The organism is Mycobacterium sp. E3198 (genome assembly GCF_001667015.1).
GTDB lineage: Bacteria > Actinomycetota > Actinomycetes > Mycobacteriales > Mycobacteriaceae > Mycobacterium.
In genome coordinates, this window is record NZ_LZIS01000054.1 from 22151 (window position 1) to 42534 (window position 20384).

19 protein-coding genes are annotated in these 20384 nt (G+C 67.3%); 12 read left to right on the forward strand and 7 right to left on the reverse strand.

Annotated features, from left to right (window positions below; all coding sequences use genetic code 11):
* Nucleotides 1-61: 61 nt before the first annotated feature.
* The gene (locus tag A5673_RS06410) at nt 62-1558 is read right to left on the reverse strand and encodes an acyl-CoA carboxylase subunit beta (protein ID WP_068228696.1); all 1497 of its coding nucleotides are present in this window, start codon (nt 1556-1558) and stop codon (nt 62-64) included.
* Between the two features lie 137 nt (nt 1559-1695).
* On the opposite strand from A5673_RS06410, the gene A5673_RS06415 reads away from it, so the two are divergent.
* From A5673_RS06415 to A5673_RS06430, 4 genes are all read left to right on the forward strand, one after another.
* The gene (locus A5673_RS06415; protein ID WP_068228699.1) at nt 1696-2718 is read left to right on the forward strand and encodes an LLM class F420-dependent oxidoreductase; all 1023 of its coding nucleotides are present in this window, start codon (nt 1696-1698) and stop codon (nt 2716-2718) included.
* Nucleotides 2719-2729: 11 nt separating this feature from the next.
* Complete coding sequence (locus A5673_RS06420; protein ID WP_068228800.1) at nt 2730-3950, forward strand: cytochrome P450; 1221 nt, start codon at nt 2730-2732, stop codon at nt 3948-3950.
* Nucleotides 3951-3968: 18 nt separating this feature from the next.
* Complete coding sequence (locus A5673_RS06425; protein ID WP_068228702.1) at nt 3969-4805, forward strand: SDR family NAD(P)-dependent oxidoreductase; 837 nt, start codon at nt 3969-3971, stop codon at nt 4803-4805.
* A gap of 147 nt (nt 4806-4952) precedes the next feature.
* Nucleotides 4953-5162 (forward strand): dsRBD fold-containing protein, encoded by a 210-nt coding sequence (locus A5673_RS06430; protein ID WP_068228705.1) that lies wholly within the window; start codon nt 4953-4955, stop codon nt 5160-5162.
* Here A5673_RS06430 and A5673_RS06435 read toward each other — a convergent pair whose 3' ends face one another.
* Complete coding sequence (locus tag A5673_RS06435) at nt 5163-6602, reverse strand: MFS transporter (RefSeq protein WP_068228708.1); 1440 nt, start codon at nt 6600-6602, stop codon at nt 5163-5165.
* A 260-nt stretch (nt 6603-6862) separates the two neighbouring features.
* Between A5673_RS06435 and A5673_RS06440 the strand changes: the two genes are divergently transcribed.
* Both A5673_RS06440 and A5673_RS06445 read left to right on the forward strand, forming a co-directional pair.
* On the forward strand, nt 6863-7303 hold the full coding sequence (locus tag A5673_RS06440; protein WP_068228711.1) for a VOC family protein: 441 nt from the start codon (nt 6863-6865) through the stop codon (nt 7301-7303).
* Nucleotides 7300-8091 (forward strand): SDR family NAD(P)-dependent oxidoreductase, encoded by a 792-nt coding sequence (locus A5673_RS06445; RefSeq protein WP_068228713.1) that lies wholly within the window; start codon nt 7300-7302, stop codon nt 8089-8091. Before A5673_RS06440 ends, A5673_RS06445 begins: the two co-directional genes overlap by 4 nt.
* Here A5673_RS06445 and A5673_RS06450 read toward each other — a convergent pair.
* Together A5673_RS06450 and A5673_RS06455 are read right to left on the reverse strand one after the other, a co-directional pair.
* Entirely contained in the window at nt 8088-9242 is a 1155-nt protein-coding gene (locus A5673_RS06450) for a Zn-dependent alcohol dehydrogenase (RefSeq protein WP_068228716.1), read from the reverse strand. The genes A5673_RS06445 and A5673_RS06450 overlap by 4 nt on opposite strands.
* Entirely contained in the window at nt 9239-10465 is a 1227-nt protein-coding gene (locus A5673_RS06455) for a cytochrome P450 (RefSeq protein WP_068228720.1), read from the reverse strand. Before A5673_RS06455 ends, A5673_RS06450 begins: the two co-directional genes overlap by 4 nt.
* 103 nt (nt 10466-10568) lie before the next feature.
* Here A5673_RS06455 and A5673_RS06460 point away from each other — a divergent pair, with 103 nt between their 5' ends.
* The 4 genes from A5673_RS06460 to A5673_RS06475 are packed head-to-tail and all read left to right on the forward strand — an operon-like array spanning nt 10569 to nt 14083.
* Nucleotides 10569-10928, forward strand: a complete 360-nt coding sequence (locus tag A5673_RS06460; protein WP_068228723.1) for a Rieske (2Fe-2S) protein — start codon at nt 10569-10571, stop codon at nt 10926-10928.
* Nucleotides 10925-11962: an amidohydrolase family protein gene (locus A5673_RS06465; RefSeq protein WP_068228726.1), complete on the forward strand. Its 1038-nt coding sequence runs from the start codon at nt 10925-10927 to the stop codon at nt 11960-11962. Before A5673_RS06460 ends, A5673_RS06465 begins: the two co-directional genes overlap by 4 nt.
* Nucleotides 11962-13110 carry an amidohydrolase family protein gene (locus tag A5673_RS06470; RefSeq protein WP_068228729.1) on the forward strand — a complete coding sequence of 383 codons (1149 nt, stop codon included), beginning with the start codon at nt 11962-11964 and terminating at the stop codon, nt 13108-13110. The genes A5673_RS06465 and A5673_RS06470 overlap by 1 nt, the downstream gene beginning before the upstream one ends.
* Nucleotides 13111-13123: 13 nt before the next feature.
* On the forward strand, nt 13124-14083 hold the full coding sequence (locus A5673_RS06475; RefSeq protein WP_068228806.1) for an alpha/beta hydrolase: 960 nt from the start codon (nt 13124-13126) through the stop codon (nt 14081-14083).
* 4 nt (nt 14084-14087) lie between these two features.
* On the opposite strand, the gene A5673_RS06480 is transcribed toward A5673_RS06475, so the two are convergent.
* Together A5673_RS06480 and A5673_RS06485 are read right to left on the reverse strand one after the other, a co-directional pair.
* A complete protein-coding gene (locus A5673_RS06480; protein ID WP_369806465.1) occupies nt 14088-14756 on the reverse strand; it encodes a hypothetical protein in 669 nt (222 codons plus the stop codon).
* Nucleotides 14753-15481, reverse strand: coding sequence for a hypothetical protein (locus A5673_RS06485; protein ID WP_068228731.1), 729 nt, complete (start codon nt 15479-15481; stop codon nt 14753-14755). Before A5673_RS06485 ends, A5673_RS06480 begins: the two co-directional genes overlap by 4 nt.
* Before the next feature lie 154 nt (nt 15482-15635).
* Here A5673_RS06485 and A5673_RS06490 point away from each other — a divergent pair, with 154 nt between their 5' ends.
* Entirely contained in the window at nt 15636-16787 is a 1152-nt protein-coding gene (locus tag A5673_RS06490; RefSeq protein WP_068228733.1) for an acyl-CoA dehydrogenase family protein, read from the forward strand.
* Nucleotides 16784-18028 carry an acyl-CoA dehydrogenase family protein gene (locus A5673_RS06495; protein ID WP_068228735.1) on the forward strand — a complete coding sequence of 415 codons (1245 nt, stop codon included), beginning with the start codon at nt 16784-16786 and terminating at the stop codon, nt 18026-18028. Before A5673_RS06490 ends, A5673_RS06495 begins: the two co-directional genes overlap by 4 nt.
* On the opposite strand, the gene A5673_RS06500 is transcribed toward A5673_RS06495, so the two are convergent.
* Nucleotides 17988-19955 carry a SpoIIE family protein phosphatase gene (locus A5673_RS06500; protein WP_068228737.1) on the reverse strand — a complete coding sequence of 656 codons (1968 nt, stop codon included), beginning with the start codon at nt 19953-19955 and terminating at the stop codon, nt 17988-17990. The genes A5673_RS06495 and A5673_RS06500 overlap by 41 nt on opposite strands.
* Nucleotides 19956-20384: the final 429 nt, after the last annotated feature.

The window sequence follows — 20384 nt, forward strand, 5'->3', positions numbered from 1 at the left end:
GCGGCACCGGCATGTCGCGTACAAACACGCACGCTCGCGGATAAAGAAAGAGCTAAGGGGGTTAGGGCATGATGACGGTGCGCGCCACGGGTTCCGCGGCGGCCTGCCGGCTGGACAGGCCGCGCAGCAACGAGGCCAGCAGCGCGTCGCGCGTCTCGCGGGGGTCGATGAGCTCGTCGAAACCCATGTGTTCGGCCGACCGATACGACGCCTGCAATTCGGCGTTGCGCAGCTTGGCGGAGAGGTCCTCGCCGGCGTGCGACGCGCGGCTGAGCGCCGCGGCGCTCATCGCACCCATCGTCGCCCCCGGGTAGGCGAACGTCGCGACCTGGTGGTCGAAACCCAGCAGCGACATCACCATGGAGCCGAACCCGTACGCCTTGCGCAGCGTGAGGTGCAGCTTCAACGTGGTGGCCGCCGTCTGGGCCGCGAACATCCGCGCGCCGGCGCGCAACACGCCGCTGCGCTCGGAGCGGCTGCCCGGGAGCATGCCGGGGTTGTCGGCGAGGAAGACGATCGGCAGGTGGAACGAATCGGCCACCGTGATGAAGTGCGCCGCCTTGTCGGCGGCGTCGGCGTCGATGGAGCCGGCCAGCACCTTCGGCTGGTTGGCCACGACCGCGACCGGGTGACCGCCGAGGTGGGCCAGCGCGCAGATCACCGCCTTGCCGAACCGCGGTTGCACCTCGAACCAGTCGGGGCTGTCGAAGACCACGTCGAGCACCGCGCGCATGTCATAAACCCGGCGGTTGTCGCGCGAGACGATGTCGAGCAGTTCCGGCGTCGGCCGCGGCTTCGCCGCATCGGAGCCCGGCAGCGAGGGCGGGTACGACCACGCGCTCGGCGGGAAGTACGACAGGTAGCGCCGGACGTCGTCGAGCACGGCCTCGTCGTCGTCGGCGACATTGTGGATGACGCCACTGGGTATGGCGACGTCCGGCCCCCCGAGGTCCTCCTTCGAGATGTCCTCTCCCGTCGACTCTTTGACGACGGGCGGCCCGGCGGTGAAGATCGCGCCCTGGGCGCTCATGATCCGGAAGTCGCAGACCGGGGCCACCAGCGCGCCGTGCCCGGCGGAGGGGCCGAGCACCGCGGCGACGGTCGGGACGCGGCCCGAGCACTGCGTCTGGGCCAGCAGATCGGTCGGGCTGCGACCGTAATGCCCTCCGGTGGGCCGAAAGCCGGCGCCCTCGAGCATCATCACCAGCGGAATCTTGTCGCGCAGCGCCAGTTCGGCGATCCGGTACCGCTTGGAGTTGCCGCCGGGACCGATACTGCCGGCCATGGTGGTGAAGTCCTCGGCGCCCAGCATCACCGGCGATCCGTTGATCAGACCGGAGCCGACGATCAGCGCGTCGGCCGCGACGTCGCCGCCGACCAGCGTGCCGAACTCGCGGAAGGTGCCCGGGTCGAGGAGTCGCGCGATCCGCGCGCGGGCGTCCAGCTTGCCCTTCTTGCGGTGCTTGTCCAGGCGCTCCGGCCCACCCATCGCCCGCGCGTGCTCACGGCGACGCTCGAGATCGTCGAGCGATTCGTCCCAGTCCTGGGCTTTCGTCATGCCTATGTCCTACCTCATGCCGATCCGTCGTGACTACGTCGATGGTGGCGACCCGCCGCGCCCGGCTCCGCCGCGCTTGCGATCGCCACTAGCCGAGTAGGGTCACATACTGGATTGCTTACTGTAAAGTTGCCCGCATGGGTAGCACCCCCCGCCTCAAGCTCGACGGGGGCATCCCGAATCAACTCGCCCGGGTGCCGCATGTCGCCGGCGCTCTGGAACAAGAAGGGTATGACGGCGGCTGGACCGCCGAAACCAACCATGACCCGTTCCTGCCGGTGCTGCTGGCCGCCGAACACACCTCGCGACTCGAGGTGGGCACCAACATCGCGGTCGCGTTCGCCCGCAATCCGATGATCGTCGCCAACATCGGCTGGGACCTGCAGGCCTATTCGCAGGGCCGGTTCATCCTCGGCCTGGGCACCCAGATCCAGCCCCACATCGAGAAGCGGTTCAGCATGCCGTGGAGCCATCCGGCCCCCCGGATGCGCGAATTCGTCGGCGCGCTGCACGCGATCTGGTCGGCGTGGCGGGACGGCGCGAAGCTTCGTTTCGAGGGTGATTTCTACACGCACAAGATCATGACGCCGATGTTCACGCCCGAGCCGCAGCCTTATTCGCCGCCGAGGGTGTTCCTGGCCGCCGTCGGCGAGACGATGACCGAGATGTGCGGCGAGGTCGCCGACGGCCACCTCGGCCACCCGATGGTCTCGAAGCGCTACCTCGAGGAGGTGACCCTGCCGGCCCTGCTGCGCGGCATGCAACGCTCCGGGCGGGATCGCGGCGTCTTCGAGGTGTCGTGCGAGGTGCTGGTTGCGACCGGCGAAAACGACGACGAACTGGCGCTCGCCAGCGCCGCCGTGCGCAAGCAGATCGCGTTCTACGGGTCGACGCCGGCCTACCGCAAGGTCCTCGAGCTGCATGGCTGGGGCGATTTGCACACCGAACTGCACCGGCTCTCCCTGGCGGGGGAGTGGGACACCATGGGCTCGCTCATCGACGACGAGATGCTGGCGGCTTTCGCCGTGGTCGGTCCGGTCGACACGATCGCGGCGGCGTTGAAGAGTCGCTGCGAGGGCGCGGTCGATCGCGTCCTGCCCATCTTCATGACCGCTTCGCAATCCTGTATCGCCGCCGTAGTGAAGGAGTTTCGCGAGTGAGCACGTCGACGATGGACGAGGCCGCCAGGCTATTGACGGACCCGCTGGCCTATACCGACGAGCCGCGGCTGCACGCCGCGCTGACTCACCTGCGCGCCAACGCGCCGGTGTCGTGGGTCGACGTGCCGAACTACAAGCCGTTCTGGGCGATCACCAAGCACGCCGACATCATGGACATCGAACGCGACAACATGCTGTTCACCAATTGGCCGCGCCCGGTGCTGACCACCGTGGAGGGCGACGAGCAAGCGGTCGCCGCGGGAGTCCGGACGCTGATCCACCTGGACGACCCGCAGCACCGGGTGGTACGCGCGATCGGCTCCGACTGGTTTCGCCCGAAGGCGATGCGGGCGTTGAAGGTTCGCGTCGACGAGCTCGCCAAGCTCTACGTCGACAAGATGCTGGCCGTGGGGCCCGAATGCGACTTCGTGCAGCAGGTCGCCGTCAATTACCCGCTCTACGTGATCATGTCGCTCCTCGGGCTGCCCGAGGACGACTTCCCGCGCATGCTCAAGCTGACCCAGGAGCTGTTCGGCAGCGAGGACGCCGAATTCAAACGCGGCACCACCAACGAGGATCAGCTGCCCGCGCTGTTCGACATGTTCAGTTACTTCAACGGGGTGACCGCCTCGCGCCGCGAGCATCCGACCGAGGACCTGGCGTCGGCGATCGCCAACGCCCGCATCGACGGCGAGCCGCTGTCGGACATCGAAACCGTGTCGTACTACCTCATCGTGGCCACCGCGGGGCACGACACGACCAGCGCCACCATCTCCGGCGGAATGCAGGCGCTGATCGAGAACCCCGACCAGCGGGAGCGCCTGCGCGACAACCTCGACCTGATGCCGCTGGCCACCGACGAAATGATCCGCTGGGTCACCCCGGTCAAGGAGTTCATGCGCACCGCCGCCAAGGACACCACCGTGCGCGGAATACCGATCGCCGCGGGCGATTCCGTGTTGTTGTCCTACGTGTCGGCCAACCGCGACGAGGACGTGTTCGACGACCCCTTCCGCTTCGACGTCGGGCGTGACCCCAACAAGCACCTGGCCTTCGGCTATGGTGTGCACTTCTGCATGGGAGCGGCGCTGGCCCGCATGGAGGTCAACAGCTTCTTCTCCGAGCTGCTGCCGAGGCTCGAATCCATCGAGCTGACCGGCGAGCCCGAACTCACCGCGACCACCTTCGTCGGAGGGCTCAAGCACCTGCCGGTGCGCTACGCGCTGACCTGATTCCCTAGCCTCTAGGCTATGGCGCGCAGGACGATCGTCATCACCGGTGCCAGCGACGGCATCGGCGCCGCGGCGGCCCGCCGGCTACAGCGGGGCGGCGCGAACGTCGTCGTGGTCGGCCGATCCCAGAGCAAGACCGCCGCGGTGGCCGCGGAACTGGACGCCGACTACTTCGTGGCCGACTTCGCCGACCTGTCCGCGGTGCGTGACGTGGCGGACAAAATCCGCTCCCAGTACCCGCGCATCGACGTCCTGGCCAACAATGCCGGCGGCCTGTTCGCCAACACCCACCGCACCCAAAAGACCATCGACGGCCACGACGTGACCCTCCAGGTCAACTACCTGGCGCCGTTCCTGCTCACCACGCGGCTGCTGGACCTGCTCGTCGATTCCCGCGCCGCCGTCATCAACACCACCAGCTCCTCGCAGCGACTGATTCCGCGCGTCTCGATCAGCGCCCTGGAGGACACCAACCGGCGCCGGCCCAGCTACGCCTACGCCCTCACCAAACTCGCCATCGTCTCGTTCACCAGGGAATTGCATCGGCGCTACCACGCAGCGGGATTGTCGGCCGCGACATTTCACCCCGGCTACGTCAACTCCAACTTCGGCGATGCCTCGGGGTCGCGGTTCCTCGTGTTCATGAAGTACCGGATTCCGATTTCGGCCCGTTTTACCGTCACCGCGGACCAGGGAGCCGATCAGCTGGTCTGGCTGGCGTCGAGCGTGCCGGGTGTCGACTGGACCTCCGGCGAGTACTACTCGAAGGGCAAGGTCGCCAGGGCCAACCGCGCGGCCTACGATCCCGTCCTGGCTCGTGAGTTGTGGGATCGCACCGCCGCGAAAATTGTGTGACCGCACGAGGTGTCCATTGGCAGTCGCCGGTGGGACCAAAGTCACCAGAATGCGCCACGCCGGTCCATGAGCGCGACACTGAGTCTGTCGCGCAGCATGATTCGGTGCATGTACCAGACAAGTTGCCAGCATTCTCCGACGCATCCGATGGTCACCATAGCGATCGACGAGCACCGCGGAAGAACGCATGCGAAGGCCGAGCTGCACTGGGGCGGTGCGCGTCTGGCGGGGGCTGGCGTCGCCTATCGCCATCCGGCCGACGCGGTGCCGGCCGACGCCGGCCAGGGGCTGGCGACGGCGCGGGCACTAACCGACCTGGCCGACCAGCTAACAGAGCTGTCCCGCGCCACCAACTGATCAAGCAGGTGGTGGCCGGGTCCCGCGGCTGTCTGCCACCCCGAGGGCGACCGCGCTGCTCGGGTGGCGCGGACCCTCGGTAAGTTCTTCGAGGCTTTTGCTTTTGGGTTCGGGGAGCAGCGCCACCGTGGCGATCGCGCCGAGAACGCAAACCGTTGCAGGGATGAGGCTGGTTCGTGCCAGCCCGAGCACCGGCAGGAGAGTGGTCAGCGCGTAGGTGCCGACGAACGCGCCGATCTTGCCTGCGGCGGCCGCGATGCCGTGGCTGGTGGTACGGACCCGAACGGCGAAGATCTCGGCGGGGTAGACGAATGTGGTTGTGTTGGGCCCGAATTCGGCGAAAAAATATGTCGCGCCGAACAGCACCAGGAAAAGCCATACCGCTGTGGTCGCTCCCGGGATAAGCGACAGCCCGAGAAAGGCGGCGGCCATCAGGGCGAACCCGCCGGCCTGCATCGTCTTGCGGCCGATGCGGTCGATGGTGGCCGCGGCGAGGGCGTATCCCGGCAGCGCGGCCACGGCGAAAATTGCGAGTATCAGCGCGGTCTGGGTGATCAAGGTGGCATGTGGCGCAACCAGCTTGACGCTGATCGGGCTCGCGATCGTGTTGCCGTAGTAGGCGATGTCGAAGAGGAACCATGTTAGCGAGGCGCCCAGGAGCCAGCGCAGCATTCGTCGGTCGGCGAGCAGGCCCCGCAGCCCGGTCGGTCGACGGTCACGGCGTGCTTGTTCTTGGGACTCCTCCGCCTCCATCTGGGCAAGCAGGAACCGCGGTGTCTCGCGGATGTGGCGGCGCAGCCAGAACACTGCCAGTGCGGGTACCGCGCCGAGGCCGAGCATGATCCGCCACGCGGTGTCGTGGGACATGCCGGCGCTCAGCAGGGCGATGGCGATCAGGGGGCCGATCACCAACCCGGCGCCTTGCATGGCGAACACCAGCGCAACCATGCGGCCGCGATCTTTGCGCGCGGCGTATTCGCTCATGATTGTCGAGCTGACCGGGTAGTCGCCGCCGATGCCGAAGCCCAGCGCCGCGCGGAAGCCGATCAGCCACCAGATATTTGGAGCGAAAGCCGAGGCGAGCGCGCCGATGGCCAAGACGAGCACCTCATAGCCGTAGATCTTTTTGCGGCCCACAGCGTCGGCGATGCGACCGAACACCACCGCACCGATCGCCGACGTCAACAACGCCAATGACGACAGCAGCGATTTCTGGTAGCCATCGATGTGCCACTCGCTTTGGATCAGGCTCGCCGCCACTCCGATGATGAAGAGGTCGTAGGCGTCGGTGAAAAATCCCATGCCCGAAGTGAGCAGGATCTTCCAGTGTTGCGCCCCGGTGGCAGCCTCGTCCAGTTCGGCCAGCATCGCACGACTGACCTGTACGTCGCCGTGGCTGTCGTCGGTGGCGAACGCCTTGCGGATCGCGTCCGATGTCATCAGCAAACTTCTCCGTCGTCAGCGGATCGGGGGCCTGCGCGCCATGGCCGCGGCCCTTGGCAAAGAGTCCCCTGAGTCGTCCGATCACATGCGCGGCTGCAGTTGAAGATCAGGTGAACGCTGCAACGCCGCAGCTAAGCCCTTCGATCGCGCGCCTGGGCGCCACTCCACCGAGCACCCGGGAACGGCTGCAGCCACCGAAAAGGCCAATTGCGCAGGTCGCAGAGCCGGCGGAAAAGGCCAACACCTAACATTGCAGCATGTCAGGTATCCACCACTCCGCGATCTGCACGGGCGACGTCGAACGCTCGATGAGGTTCTGGCGCGACGGCCTGGGATTGACGGAACTGTTCGACCAGACCTTCACCGGAGACTGGCCGGAACTCTTCGGTGCGAAGACCGATCGGCTGCGGTCGGTGTTTCTCGGGGATCCGAAGACGCCCGACGCGGGCATCGTGGAATTGGTCGCCTTCGAGGGCGTCGACGAGGCGCCGGGGTTGCCCCAGCGGCCGCGGCGCGGATTCTTCTTGCTCTCGCTGCAGCGGGACGTCGACGAGACGCTTTCGGTCCTCGAGAATTTGGGCTTTACCGACGGCATCCGGCGCATCACGGTATCGGCCCCGGGCGGCAAAGTGGTCGCGATGGCGGTCATCGCCGCACCCGACGGCGTGCTCGTCGAGCTGATCGGGTCCCCGCAATGACGGCGTCGACCGCGTTGGTGACCGGCGGCGCGTCCGGCATCGGGTTGGAGGTCGCCGGGCTGTTGCGCGACGCGGGCCACCGGGTCGTGACATGGGACCTGTCTGACGCCGACATCGATTGCGACATCAGCGATCCCGACGCCGTCGCGGCGGCCATGGAACAGACGGTGCGTGAGCACGGGGTGCCGACCCGGGTGGTGACGTCCGCCGGCATCGGGTCGTCGGGTCCCTCGGGCCTGTTGCTCAAGCAGGCGCCCGCCGATTGGGAACGGGTGCTGTCGGTGAACCTGACCGGCACCTGGCTGACGCTGCGCGCCGCCGGACAGGCCATGGTCGACGCCGAGGTGCCGGGGTCGATCGTCGCCGTCTCCAGCATCAGCGGCACGGTGGTCGACCGCGACATGGGTGCGTACTGCGTGTCCAAAGCCGGCGTCGACATGTTGGTCAAGGTCGCCGCCGTGGAATGGGGCACCTACGGCATCCGGGTCAACGCCGTCGGGCCAGGCGTGACGCGCACTCCGATGCTGCCCAACCCCGACGCAACGCTGGGCTGGGCGGACGGGCTGGCCAGGCGGACCGCGCTCGGGCGCCTGGGTGAGGCCAGCGACGTGGCAGGCGCCATCGTCGGCGTCCTCGAACTGCCCTGGGTGACGGGCCAGGTGGTGCACGCCGACGGCGGCCTGGCCCTGCACAGCCCGATCGATGCGTACGGCCAGCTGGAGAAGCTGATGCGCCTGAAGAGGCTGCGACAGATCCGAGACCAGCGGGAGCAAGCCAAAGAGGCCTAGATCCCGAAGTCGATCACGCCCCTGACGATGGTGCCGTTGAGCAGGTCGGCGTAGGCGTCGTTGACGTCGTCGAGGTGATAGCGCTTGGTGATCATCTCGTCGAGCTGCAGCTGTCCGGTCTGGTAGAGGCGGGCCAACCGGGCGATGTCCGCCTTCGGGTTGCACGAGCCGAATATGGTGCCCGCCAGAGTCTTGTTCATCAGGATGAAGTCCTGCAGATCGATGTTGACCGACCGGGTCAGCTGCGACGTCATGCCGGTGAGGACACACGTCCCGCCCTTGCGGGTCAGCTTCACCGCATCGCGGACGTCGTCAGCCGTGATCAAGGACGGCGAGACCACCACGGCGTCGGCCATCACCCCATAGGTCAGGTCGCGCACCAGATCGAGCGCCTCGGCGGCCGTCGCGGCGCCGTGCGTCGCGCCGAACTGCAGCGCCGATTTCTGTTTGAAATCAACGGGATCGACCGCGACGATGTGTGCCGCGCCGTTGATCCGGGCGCCCTGGATCGCGCCGGTGCCGATCCCACCCACGCCGATCACGACGACGGTATCCCCGGCGCGCATGTTGGAGCGGTTCGCCACGGATCCGTAGCCGGTCGGGATGGCGCACGACAGCAGGGCGCTCGGTGCCAGCGGCAGGTGTGGATCGATCTTCACGAGCGAATTCGTCGACACCACAGTGTGTTCGGCGAAGGCGCCGACCTTGGCGATGTGGCCCAGGTTCCTGCCGTCGGCGGTGTGGTGGCGGAAGGTGCCGTCGGTGGGCATCCCCGGCACCATGGTGCCGATGCCGACGTCGCACAGGTACTCGATTCCGCTCGCACACCACCGACACTGCCCGCACACCGCGACAAACGACATCACCACGTGGTCGCCGGGGACGACGTCGGTGACGCCGGGGCCGACTTCACGCACGACGCCGGACCCCTCGTGGCCGCCGATCATCGGGAACATCGTGGGCAGCCCGAGCGAGCGCATCACCTCGTTGGGCGCCGACATGTCGCCCTTGAGGATGTGGTCGTCGGAGTGGCACAACCCGGCGGCGGCCAGCTGAACCAGGACTTCGCCGGCGCGCGGCGGGTCCAGTTCGAATTCCTCGACGGACCAGGGCCCGCCGACGTCGTGCAGGATCGCCGCGCGGCTTCTCATGCGGCGGGGGTGAACGTGACGGGAAGCTTGTTGGGCGACCGGAAGGTGAGGCCGACGATCTTGGACTCCTCGTCGGTTCCGTCGTCGGGCACGAAGGCCAGATGCCGGACGCGGTCCAACAGGCTGTTCAGCATGACGCGTGTCTCCAGCCGCGCCAGGTGCATGCCGAGGCACATATGGATGCCGGCGGCGAACGCGATGTGCGCGTGGCGCGGCCGGTGGATATCGAATTTGTTGGCGTCGGGCCAACGGCTTTCGTCGCGGTTGGCCGAGCCCATGCACATGTCGACCTGCGCGTCGGCCGGTATTGTCTTGCCGCCGATTTCGATCTCCTCGGTGGTGGTCCGCATGACCATCGTCAGCGGCGTTTCGACCCGCAGGCCCTCCTCGATGGCGGCCGGGATCAGGGAGCGGTCCCGCTGGACCATCGCCAGCTGCTCGGGATGGGTCAGCAGCAGGTACAGCAGATTGCCCGAGGAGCGGTACGTGGTTTCAAGGCCGGCCGGCAGCAGCAGCCTCAGGAAAGCGATGATCGCCTCGTCGGTGAGCTTCTCGCCGTCGATCTCGGCGGCCACCAGGTCACCGATGATGTCGTCGGTGAGCTTGCGGCGCCGCTGCTCCACCTGGTCGAGGAAGTAGTCGTGCAGCTCGGCCGCCGCGTTGAGCCCGGCCATGATGTCCGTCGGGATCGAGATGAGGTCGAGGGACAACCGCCGGAACATGTCGAGATCCTCGGCGGGGAGACCGAGCAGCACGGAGATGATCCGGGTCGGAAACTCGAACGTCAGGGCCTTCACCAGGTCGGCGTGGCCGTCGTCCTTGATTTCGTCGATCAGCTGATCGCAGACCGGCCCGATGACCGACGGTTCCCACCGCTCCAGCGCGGTGGCCCGGAAGGCCTTGGCCACCAGGCTGCGGTGGTCGTGGTGCTCCTTGCCGCCCATCGCCAGGATGGTGTGGCCCATCACCAGGCCGATCGTCTTTTCGTACGCGGCCGAGGTGAACACGCGGTCGTCGCGGAACGCCTGAAACAGCCCGTCGTAGCCGAACAGGACCCATTCGTCGTTTGGCCGCAGTTCCTCCGGCAGCTGCGAGTGGTCCGCCAGGGAACCGTGCCAGACCGGATCGGTGCGCCGCATATATTCGAAAAACGGATACGGGCTGGTCTCCCCGGTGAGGTCGAGGGTGACGGGCTGTCCGTCCGGGTCCGTGCTGAGCGTCATTCGCGCTCCTCCTGAGCAGCCGGGTAAGGCCGATAGGTGCTGAGGGAATGTCGCTATCATAGTATAAATAGCAACGAAGCCCAACGGAGGCGGTGATTCTCAGGTGCCCGACCGGCGATTCGTGTGCTCCCTGGACGAACTGCCGCCCGGTGCGATGAAACTGGTCGACGTGGGAAAATTCGGCGTCGGCGTCTACAACGTGCGCGGTGAGCTTTACGCGATCGTCAACTACTGCTCCCACGAGGGCGCCCCGCTGTGCCTGGGCCTGCTCGGCGGCACCAACGAGCCGGCGCCGGACTCGCCCGACGGGATGCGCCGCGTCCGCGACGGACAGATCGTGCGATGCCCTTGGCACAATTGGGAATTCGACGTCACCACGGGCCAAAACGTGGCGGATCCGCGCCGCCGCGTGCGCACCTACCGGGTCGATGTCACCGACGGGGAGGTGTACGTGACCGCATGATCATCGATGCCAACGTGCAACCGCACTTCCGCTACAACGCCGAGATACGGCGCTATCTGCCGGCCGCGCACCAGCTGCGCTCGATTCCCGACGTCGAGCAGCAGTGGTATCAGGCGCCCGGCGGCGACTATCGGGAGGACCTGTACGGGGAGCACTACCCGGGTTCGGATCCCGAGACCGTGAGCCGGCACCTGTTCGACGACATGGGCGTCAATTACGCCGTCCTGAACCCGCTGACCCGCGGCAACATCGCCGATTACCTGCTCAACAGCCGAATTTGCGCGGCGGTCAACGACTGGCTGCTCGACCGGTGGCTCGAGCCCGACACCACCGACCGGTTCCGGGGCACCATCCGCGTCAACCCCGAGGACCCCAGGGGAGCCGTGGCCGAGATCGAACGACTCGCCGGCCACCCGAAGCTGGTGCAGGTCGGCGTTCCCCTGCAGTCGCGCGAGCCGTACGGCAAGCCGATGTTCGAGCCCATCTGGGAGGCCGCCGCCGCGTACGGGCTGCCGGTTGCGGTGCACATCAACGGCGGCAACGGCGTCGACCACCCGCCCACCTTCGCCGGGCACGCGCACACCTATCCCGGCTACGCGGCGTTCATGCCGCTGAACTACTTCGTGCACCTGGCCACGCTCATCATCGAGGGGGTGTTCGGCCGGCACCCGGGCCTGAGGTTCGTGTTCGCCGACGGCGGTTACGACATCCTCACCCCGCTGATGTGGCGGCTGGACACCTTCTGGCTGTCGATGCGCGACCAGACGCCCTGGGTCGACCGCTATCCCAGCGAATACCTGCCCGGCCACGTCCGGTTCTGCTCCTCGGCCTTCGACGGCCCGACGGAGGCGGACAAGATGCAACGGTGGATGGACTTCACCGGCAAGTCCGACCTGCTGATGTACGGATCGAGCTATCCCCACTGGTCCACGTCGGCGCCGGAGGCGGTCGCCGACGGGCTCGATGCCGCCCAGCGTGAAAAGGTGTTGTGGCGCAACGCCAGTGAACTCTACGGGCTGAAGGAGCGTGTGTGATGACGACGATCGAACGGGTCGATTCGCCCACCGGCCGCCAGGATGAGATAGCCGTGACCATCGTCGACACCGACGTGCACCCGTTGCCGGTGTCAGCCGATGTGCTCAAGTCGTACGCACCGGCCGAATGGGTGGACAAGATCTGGCCGACGGGCAACGCCGTCAGCCCGGTGCCGCATTTCTACGACACCCCGGATTCGTTCAAGACGTCGTCGCTGCGCATGGACGCGTGGCCACCGGGCGGCGGAGTCGCGGGCAGCGACCCGGATTTCGCCGCCAAGCAGTTGCTGCTGGACGCCGGGGTGAGCATCGCGACGCTGGAGCCGATGTGCGATGCGCAGCTGCCCCAGGCCGAGCACGTTCTCAAGTCGACCTACAACGACTGGCTCGCCGACGTCTGGCTGGACAAATGCAACTGGCACGGCCGCTGGCGCGGCTCGATCAGCATCAGCGCGCAGACACCGGAACTGGCCGCCCGCGAAGTGGAGCGATGGGCCGGGCACCCGTACATGGCCCAGGTGCTGATGACACCCCAGACCCGTGGAATCCCTTTCGGCAACCCGCATTTCGACCCGCTCTACGAGGCGGCCTCGCGCAACGGATTTCCGGTCGCCACGCACCTGATGGGCCAGACGCCGTTCGAGTTGGTCCCGATCTACCCGGTCGGCAACCCCGCGCACTGGCACGACTTCTTCGCGTCGTGGCCGCTGCTGTATGTCTCGCACCTGATGAGCCTGGTGTTCGACGGCGCGTTCGACCGCCACCCCGACCTGCGGGTGGTCTTCGTCGAGGGCGGCTTCACGTGGGCGATGCCGGTGATGTCGCGGATGGACCGGATCTGGGAAGCCCGCCGCGGTGACCTGCCGCACGTGCGCCGGCGGCCCTCGGAGTATGTGCGCGAACACGTTCGGTTCACCACCCAGCCCCTGGAAGACGCCGACACCGTTAAATTCCGCGAGTACCTCGAGATGATGGACCTCGGCGACAACCTGATGTTCTCGACGGACTACCCGCACTGGAGCTACGACTCGCCCACCTATGCGATCAACCGGTTCCCCGCCGAGCAGCGGGAGCGGATCATGCGCGGCAACGCGATGTCCCTCTACGGGCTTCCGGCGACCGTCAAGGCGCTTCCGGGGGAACGGTGACGCGTTGGCGGACCTGACGCAGACCAAGCTGACCCGGCCGCAAGGCCTCAACCGAATCGACCCGGTGTTGCGGCAGGCCGCGACCGAGCTGGGCGTCGTGGAGTTCCGCGCGGAAACGCTGCCCGCCGAGCGCGACCGGACCAACCTGCGCGCCGCCGAGCGGGCCGCCACCGTCGATACCGACGGTGTCACCGTGGAATCGCGATCCATCGCCGGTCCCGACGGGCAGCGCCTGGGCCTTCGCGTGTACCGCGGCGCAGCGGGCTCGCCGGCGCCGCTCGTGGTGTATGCCCACGGCGGTGGCTTCGTGACTGGGAACCTGGACACCGACCACGCCGAGTGCGTGGAGCTGGCCCGTGCCGCCGGCTGTCTGTTGGTGTCCGTCGACTACCGGCTCGCACCCGAATACCCGTGTCCGGCCGGGTTGGCCGACGTGGAGGCGGCCCTGCGCCACGTCGTCGCCAATCCCGCCGAATTCGACGCCGACCCCGGCCGCATCGCGGTGATGGGCCGGGATGCCGGTGCGGCACTGGTCGCGGGACTGGCCCAGCGGATGTTCGACGAAGAAGGACCGCCCATCCTGGTGCAGATCCTGCATCAGCCGATGCTCGACTCCGACACCACGCCGTCCCGCCGCGAATTTCAGCGCACGCCCGGCCTCAACGGCCCCGCGGTGAGCCGCGCGTGGAGCCACTACCTGGGCCACGCGGCGGCCAGTGGTCAAGACGTCCCCGCGCACCGGGCCAACCTGGAGGGCCTGCCGCCGACGTTCATCAGTTGCTCCGAGATCGACCCATGCCGCGACGAGGCCATCGGCTACGCCAACCGGCTCCTACACGCTTACGTTCACACCGAATTGCACGTCATCGCAGCGACATTCAACGGTTTTGATTCGTTGGTTCCCGATTGGATTGTCTCCCAGGAAATCCGGGCGCTGCACGCCCAGACGCTGCGCCGTGTCTTCGCGATGTAGGCGGCTAGATCGGGGTGAACTTGGTGATGAGCCAGTTGCCGCCGACCCGGCTCATGCGCACCAGCACGCTGCTGACCGCCACCGACGGCTGGGGGCTGTCCTTGGTCGACGTGACCTGATCGACGAACACCAGCACGACGGCCGAGTCCGGGTGTAGCTCCGATACGGCGGCGCCCGTGACCTTCGCCGTGGTTTTCATCGACTTCTGCTTGGCCATCGGGGCCACGGTCTGCTGACTGAATTGGTCGTAGTAGGACAAGAAGTCGCCGGTGAGGTGCTTCCTGGCGGCGGCGAAGTCCTTGTCGAGGGTGTCGTAGGAGTACGACAGCAACGCCACCGTCGCGTCGGACCCGGCGCGGGCCACCGTTCGGGCGACGTCGGTATCGGTCTGTTGGTCGGGCCGGTACTGCTTGAAGTACAGCCACGTCGCCACACCGCCGGAAATCAGCAGCAGGACAATCAGAACCGCCGCAATGACCTTGCGCAGGCCGGGCGGCAGGCCACGGCGCCGACGTTCGCTCGGCTCCGGGGACTCCTCCTCCTCGTCGGCGTCGGGTTCCGCCGTGTCTCCGGCGGCGTCCTCTTCGGCTTCGGGGTCGACGTCGGCGTCCACGCCGTATTCGGGCTCGGGTTCCGGTGCAGCCGAATCCATTTCGCGCACGTCTTCGGTCACGGTACGTACTCAACTTTCGACATCTTGTACTGCCCGCCGACCTTGGCGACCGTCACCCGCAGCCGCCAGACCAAAGGTGGCACGTCCTTTCCGGGTGGGGAATTGGTGACCTGCGAAGTCGCCGAGACCAACACCACCGCGGAGTTGCCGTTGATGGACTCGAGGGCGGCGGCGTTCACCGTCCCCTCGGTGACCGCTTTCGATTGCGTGACCAACGAGATGAAGTCGTTGGCCCGCTGCTGGAAGTCGTCTTTGAACTGGCCGGTGGAGCCGTCGATCACGCGCTGGATGTCTTCTCTGGCCTTGCTGTAGTCGAGGGAGATCATGTTGGTGACGCCCTGTTTGGCCCCCGCGATGAACTCCGCTTCCCGCTGTTGGTTTTCGGTGGCTTCGCGGTGTTGGAGCACCATGTATGCGCTCACAGCCACGAAAGCGCAGATGGCGATGACCGTGGCCACCGCGGCGAGCGCTGGCAACCGCCGTCGCCAGGCCGCTTGCTCTGTGACCGGCTCCTCGTACTCCTCGTACTCCTCGTCGTAGTCCTCGTCGTAATCCTCGTCGTCCCCGTACGCATCGTCGGTCTCGGGCCGGCCGAGGGCCTCACGCCGCAGGCGCGCGGCGGCGGCGCGGGCCTTCGCCGCGGCGGCCATCGCCTCGGCCGCGGCGGCCTCCGCTGCCTGGGCCTCTTCGAGCAACGCCTTCGCGTCGGGGTCCGGGTCAGCCATCGCGGTTACCGCTCGTCACGACCATTATCGATTGAACTCCGGTATCTCTTACGGTATTGCTCATTGCTAACATCAGAATCTCCAGCGAACTCCGACGAGAACCGACCAGGCGGATGATCAACCACCCACACTTTCTGCTGAATCCTCCCGCATCATGACCGCCGTCGACTCTCCGGAAAAGATACTCTTCGCTTCCACAACCCAGGCCTTTCTGCAAAAAGAAGCGCCGCTGCGTCGCGTCCGGGAACTGCATGCGGCCGGCGAGTCGTTCGACCCGGCGTGGTGGCGCCGCGCCGCGGAACTCGGCTGGACCGCGCTGCTGGTGCCCGAGGAGTTGGGCGGCGGCAGCGTCTCGGGCAGTGGTCTCGAGGACCTCGCCATGGTCGCCGAACAACTCGGCAAGACGGTGGCGCCGGGACCGCTGTATCCGGTCAGTGTCGTGCTCGCGGCGCTCGCCGAGTGCGCCGATCCGCAGGCGCACGCCGACACCATCGAGTCGCTGATGTCGGGTGAAACCGTGGCGTCGTGGGCGGTGAGCGAGCCGGGGCGGGGCTGGGCGCCGCTGGATCCCTCGGTGACGGCCACCCCGACGGACGCCGGCTTCCGCATCGACGGCACCAAAGACCGCGTGGAGGCCGGCGCCCAAAGTGCGGTGCTGCTGGTCGTGGCGCGCTGCGGTGGCGGGGTTCGGCAGTTCCTGGTCCCGACGGACGCACCGGGCGTCCGCATCGAGCCCCAGCAGTCGGTCGACTTGGTCAAGCAATACGCGCGGGTGCGCTTCGACGGCGTGGTGGTGGGGCCGTCCGCGGCGGTCGGCAGCGCGACCGAGACCGCCGCCCTCATCGAGCGGCAGAGCCAGATCGCCCAGGTGCTGCAGTGCGCCGAGGTGGTCGGCATCCTGCAAACGGTGTTCGACTTCACCGCTCAATGGGCGCTGGACCGGCACACGTTCGGCCGCCCGCTGGCGTCCTACCAAGTCCTCAAGCACGGATTCGCCGACATGAAGCTGTGGCTGGAAGCCTGTCGCGCCACCACCGCCGCCGCCGTGTCCGACGTCGCCGCCCGTTCGCGGGGCGCGGGCTTGTCGGCCAGCATCGCCAAGTCCTACGTCGGTGAGATGGCCGTGCGGGTCGTCCAGGCGTGCGTGCAGATGCACGGTGGCATCGGCGTGACGTGGGAACACGACCTGCACCTGTACCTGAGGCGAGTCACGTTGTACCGCTCCATGTTCGGCACGCCCGAGGAACACAACCTGAGGGTGTACGACTCGGAGAAGGCGGCCCGATCGATGACGAACGCCGGATGACGAGCACCGAATCCGTCGCCGAGTTCGCCGCGCGGGCCCGAGAGTGGTTGGCGGACAACATGCCCGCCATCGATCCCGAGCATCCACCGCCGGTCCCGCGCGACGACGAGCGATCGTGGCAGCGCGCCCGCGAACTGCAAAAGCGGCTCTACGAAGGCGGATTCGCCGGCATCTGCTTCCCCCGCGAGTACGGCGGCCTGGGCCTGGCTTACGAATACCAGAAGGCGTTCGATTTCGAGTCCTTCGGCTACGAGATGCCGTTGATTCTCAACACCCCCACGTTCACCATCTGCTGCGCCACCCTGCTCGACACCGGCACCGAGGAGCAGAAGAAGCGACACATCGCCGCCGCCCTGCGCGGCGACGAGGTGCTGGTGCAGCTGTTGAGCGAGCCCAGCGGCGGGTCGGATCTGGCCGGTGTGATCACCCGGGCCGAACGCCGCGGCGATCGCTGGGTGATCAACGGCGCGAAGACGTGGAGCACCAGCGCGTTCGCCGCCGATTACGGACTATGCCTGGCGCGCACCGACTGGGATGTGCCCAAGCACGAAGGCCTGACCATGTTCCTGGTGCCCATCGCGCATCCGGGAATCACGTTGCGGCGCATCACCATGCTCAGCGGTTCGACGGAGTTCTGCGAGGAGTTCCTGGACGGCGTGGACGTGGGAGACGACGCCGTCGTCGGCGAGGTCAACGGCGGCTGGGCGGTGGCCTCGCGGCAGCTGTATCACGAGCGCCGGGCGGTCGGGCAGGGTTCGGAGTTCTCCAGCGGCAGCGGCAGCGAGGGCGGATCCTCCAAGCCCGTCGACTACGTGGCCCTGGCCGAGAAGACGGGCCGGGCCGACGACGAACGGGTCCACGAGATGGCCGGCCGGGTCCTCGTGCACCGCGCCGTGGCCGAGCAACTGATCGACCACGTGTACCGCAACGTCCGGGACGGCGTGCTGCCCCCCGCCGCCGGGACGCTCATCAGGCTCTTTCATTCCGAGACGGTGACCCTGGACATGGACACCGCGCTCACGATCGCCGGAAGTTCCGGCGTCGTAGGGGAATTCGGCGAGGGCTTAGAGGCCGGGCTGCGCTATCTGTCGCGGCAGAACGTCGCCATCGGTGGCGGCACCACCGAGATGGCCCGAAACGTCATCGGCGAGCGCGTGCTGGGCTTTCCGCGCGAATACGCCGCCGATCGCGGGGTGCCGTTCAGTCAGGTGCGCCACGGTCAAGACTGGGATCGCCGCTGACAAAGGGCATTTGGACCAGCGACAAGACGTGATGTGCCGCGCTGCCGGGAGGGGCTACCAGCACGAAGGCGCCCCCCTGCGTCTGCGCACGGTCGCGGGCGGCGGCCAGCGCACTGACCCCGGCTGATCCGAGATGGGTGACTCCACTTAGGTCGATCGTCAAAGACCCTATGCCGGAGCGACTTTCGACCGCGATCTGGCGGTCCAGCGTGGACGCGGTGGTGGTGTCGACGTCGCCGCTGACGACGATGCGGCCGGCGTTGCGGACCAGGGAGACGAATTCGGAGTCGACGGGTCGCCGGCGGGGTGAGCGGTTGACGGTCGCGTCGGTGATGAAGTTGGCCGGTCGCGACAGCGAGTGTGTGATGCTGGCCGTCGTGCCGCCGTCGTCGTGCGTGAGCTGCGCATGGGACACCAGGGCCTCGGCCATCGCGAGTCCGCGCCCGCGACCCCCTTCGCCCTCGCGGTAGTCCTTCCACCGCCCATGATCGATCACCGAGACGTGTAGGTTTCCGTCATCGGCCAGCGCGGCTTCGACAACGACACCGTCGGGCACCTCGGCTGCGTACCCGTGTTCTACCGCGTTTTCGACGAATTCGGAGACCGCGTGCACCACGTCGCAGACGTCGTCGCCGTCGGCCCCGATCTCCGAGAGCCACTCACGAAGCCGCGTGCGGGCCGCGCGCGCCGCGTGGATCGTCGCGTCCAGCGTGATGTGCAGCGGTGGTGGGGGCGTGCGCCGTTGCGCCGCGAGCAGCGTGACGTCGTCCTGGTAGCCGGTCGACCGCAGCAGCAATTCCAGTGTCTCCGAACAAAGCCGGTCGATCGGACGCCCCGGCGCATCAATGACGAAGCCGCCGCTACCGCCGGCGATGTGCGCGGCCAGCTCGGCGAATTCCGCGGTGCTCGAGCCCAGCGGCCTGCCCGGGCGCTCGATCAGGCCGTCGGAATACAGCAGCACCGACTCGCCGACCTCGAGCACCTCGGTGCGCACCGGAAATCCGGTGCCGCTGCCCAAAGGTCCCGCGCCCGACGGTTCCGCGTACCGCGAGTTGGCGCCGGCACTCACCAATAGCGGTGGCGGGTGTCCCGCCGTGCAGTATTGGAATTCGCCCGTCGCGAGGTCGAGCGAACCGACGCACAGTGTGGCGGACTTGGAACCCGGCACGTGTTCATGGAAGCGATCGAGCTGCTCGAGCGCCTCGATGATGCTGTGCCCCAGCGAAATCTGCATCCGCAGGGCGGTGCGCAATTGCGACATCACCGCGGCCGCCTCGACGCCATGGCCGACGACGTCGCCGACGACGAGGACCAGCCGGTCCCCGAGGGCGATCACGTCGAACCAGTCGCCCCCGGCGGCGGTGTCTTCCGCGGCGACGAGATATTCCGCGGCGATGTCGGCGCCGGGAACGACGGGCACCGACGGAGCCAGTAGCGCCTGTTGCATGACGATGGCCGAATCGCGCACGTTGTGGTAGCGCTCGGAGAGCTCCGCTATGCGCGCCTCGGCGGCCTGTCGCGCCCGCACGCGCTCGGTGACGTCATCGAAGATGATCTGGACGCCCTCGACGGACCCGTCGTCCCCGCGGCGCGGTGTGACCACGAAGTCGAAGTACCGTTCCTGGATGCCGGATCCGTCATAGTCGGCTTGCAGCCGCCACTCTCTCCCGGATTGCGGTTCGCCCGTTTCGTACACCCGGTCGAACATCTGGTAGATCTGCTGGCTCTCCAACTCGGGAAAGACCTCGACCGCAAGCTTTCCAATCGGGTTACCCGTCGGATTGAACGCGCGGTAGGCCGCGTTGACCGACACAAACCGGTGGTCCGGCCCCTTCAGGCCGACCAGCATCGCGGGGACATTCTCGAAGATGCGGCGAACATCTTCGGCCGCACCAACGGTCTCGTCCCAGTCCTTTTCGGCGACCAATCGGCCGTCCCTCCTCGAGCGCGGCTTTTGCACACGCAGGTAATCAGATTATCAACGGGGCGTCGGGCGGGGGATGCATCAGTTTGCTAACAACCATTCCGTCCGATCGCGGACGTGTCGCCCGGCGGGGCTCGCCTCGCAGCGCTGTGCGCCGAGTCGCAGCACAGGGGTCGCTCGCGAATGCGTCGAGGGTGACCCACGTGGCCAACGGTAGCAAAGTATTCGTTGTAGAAATAGTTGCATAAGCGTATCGTCGGACGGGACTGCTGGTGTGCGGACAGGTAGTTTCGCTCGTGGCGGCGCGCCGAATCGATGGATTGTCGCCACTTGGTGAGACGTCTCCCGCGCGCCCTGCGGCGGTGCCTGTACGGATGTCCAGGCGGGCCGCAGCAGCCGGTGCCCGGGCTGCTGCCGGTCTGCGACGGACAG

What these genes read in the sequence shown, in the direction of transcription:
- A5673_RS06410 (WP_068228696.1), bottom strand. Translation starts at nt 1,558, where the DNA reads ATGACGAAAGCCCAGGACTGGGACGAATCGCTCGACGATCTCGAGCGT.
- A5673_RS06490 (WP_068228733.1), top strand. Translation starts at nt 15,636, where the DNA reads ATGACCGCCGTCGACTCTCCGGAAAAGATACTCTTCGCTTCCACAACC.
- A5673_RS06455 (WP_068228720.1), bottom strand. Translation starts at nt 10,465, where the DNA reads ATGACGCTCAGCACGGACCCGGACGGACAGCCCGTCACCCTCGACCTC.
- A5673_RS06425 (WP_068228702.1), top strand. Translation starts at nt 3,969, where the DNA reads ATGGCGCGCAGGACGATCGTCATCACCGGTGCCAGCGACGGCATCGGC.
- A5673_RS06435 (WP_068228708.1), bottom strand. Translation starts at nt 6,602, where the DNA reads ATGACATCGGACGCGATCCGCAAGGCGTTCGCCACCGACGACAGCCAC.
- A5673_RS06485 (WP_068228731.1), bottom strand. Translation starts at nt 15,481, where the DNA reads ATGGCTGACCCGGACCCCGACGCGAAGGCGTTGCTCGAAGAGGCCCAG.
- A5673_RS06415 (WP_068228699.1), top strand. Translation starts at nt 1,696, where the DNA reads ATGGGTAGCACCCCCCGCCTCAAGCTCGACGGGGGCATCCCGAATCAA.
- A5673_RS06465 (WP_068228726.1), top strand. Translation starts at nt 10,925, where the DNA reads ATGATCATCGATGCCAACGTGCAACCGCACTTCCGCTACAACGCCGAG.
- A5673_RS06495 (WP_068228735.1), top strand. Translation starts at nt 16,784, where the DNA reads ATGACGAGCACCGAATCCGTCGCCGAGTTCGCCGCGCGGGCCCGAGAG.
- A5673_RS06430 (WP_068228705.1), top strand. Translation starts at nt 4,953, where the DNA reads ATGGTCACCATAGCGATCGACGAGCACCGCGGAAGAACGCATGCGAAG.
- A5673_RS06450 (WP_068228716.1), bottom strand. Translation starts at nt 9,242, where the DNA reads ATGAGAAGCCGCGCGGCGATCCTGCACGACGTCGGCGGGCCCTGGTCC.
- A5673_RS06445 (WP_068228713.1), top strand. Translation starts at nt 7,300, where the DNA reads ATGACGGCGTCGACCGCGTTGGTGACCGGCGGCGCGTCCGGCATCGGG.
- A5673_RS06440 (WP_068228711.1), top strand. Translation starts at nt 6,863, where the DNA reads ATGTCAGGTATCCACCACTCCGCGATCTGCACGGGCGACGTCGAACGC.
- A5673_RS06420 (WP_068228800.1), top strand. Translation starts at nt 2,730, where the DNA reads ATGGACGAGGCCGCCAGGCTATTGACGGACCCGCTGGCCTATACCGAC.
- A5673_RS06470 (WP_068228729.1), top strand. Translation starts at nt 11,962, where the DNA reads ATGACGACGATCGAACGGGTCGATTCGCCCACCGGCCGCCAGGATGAG.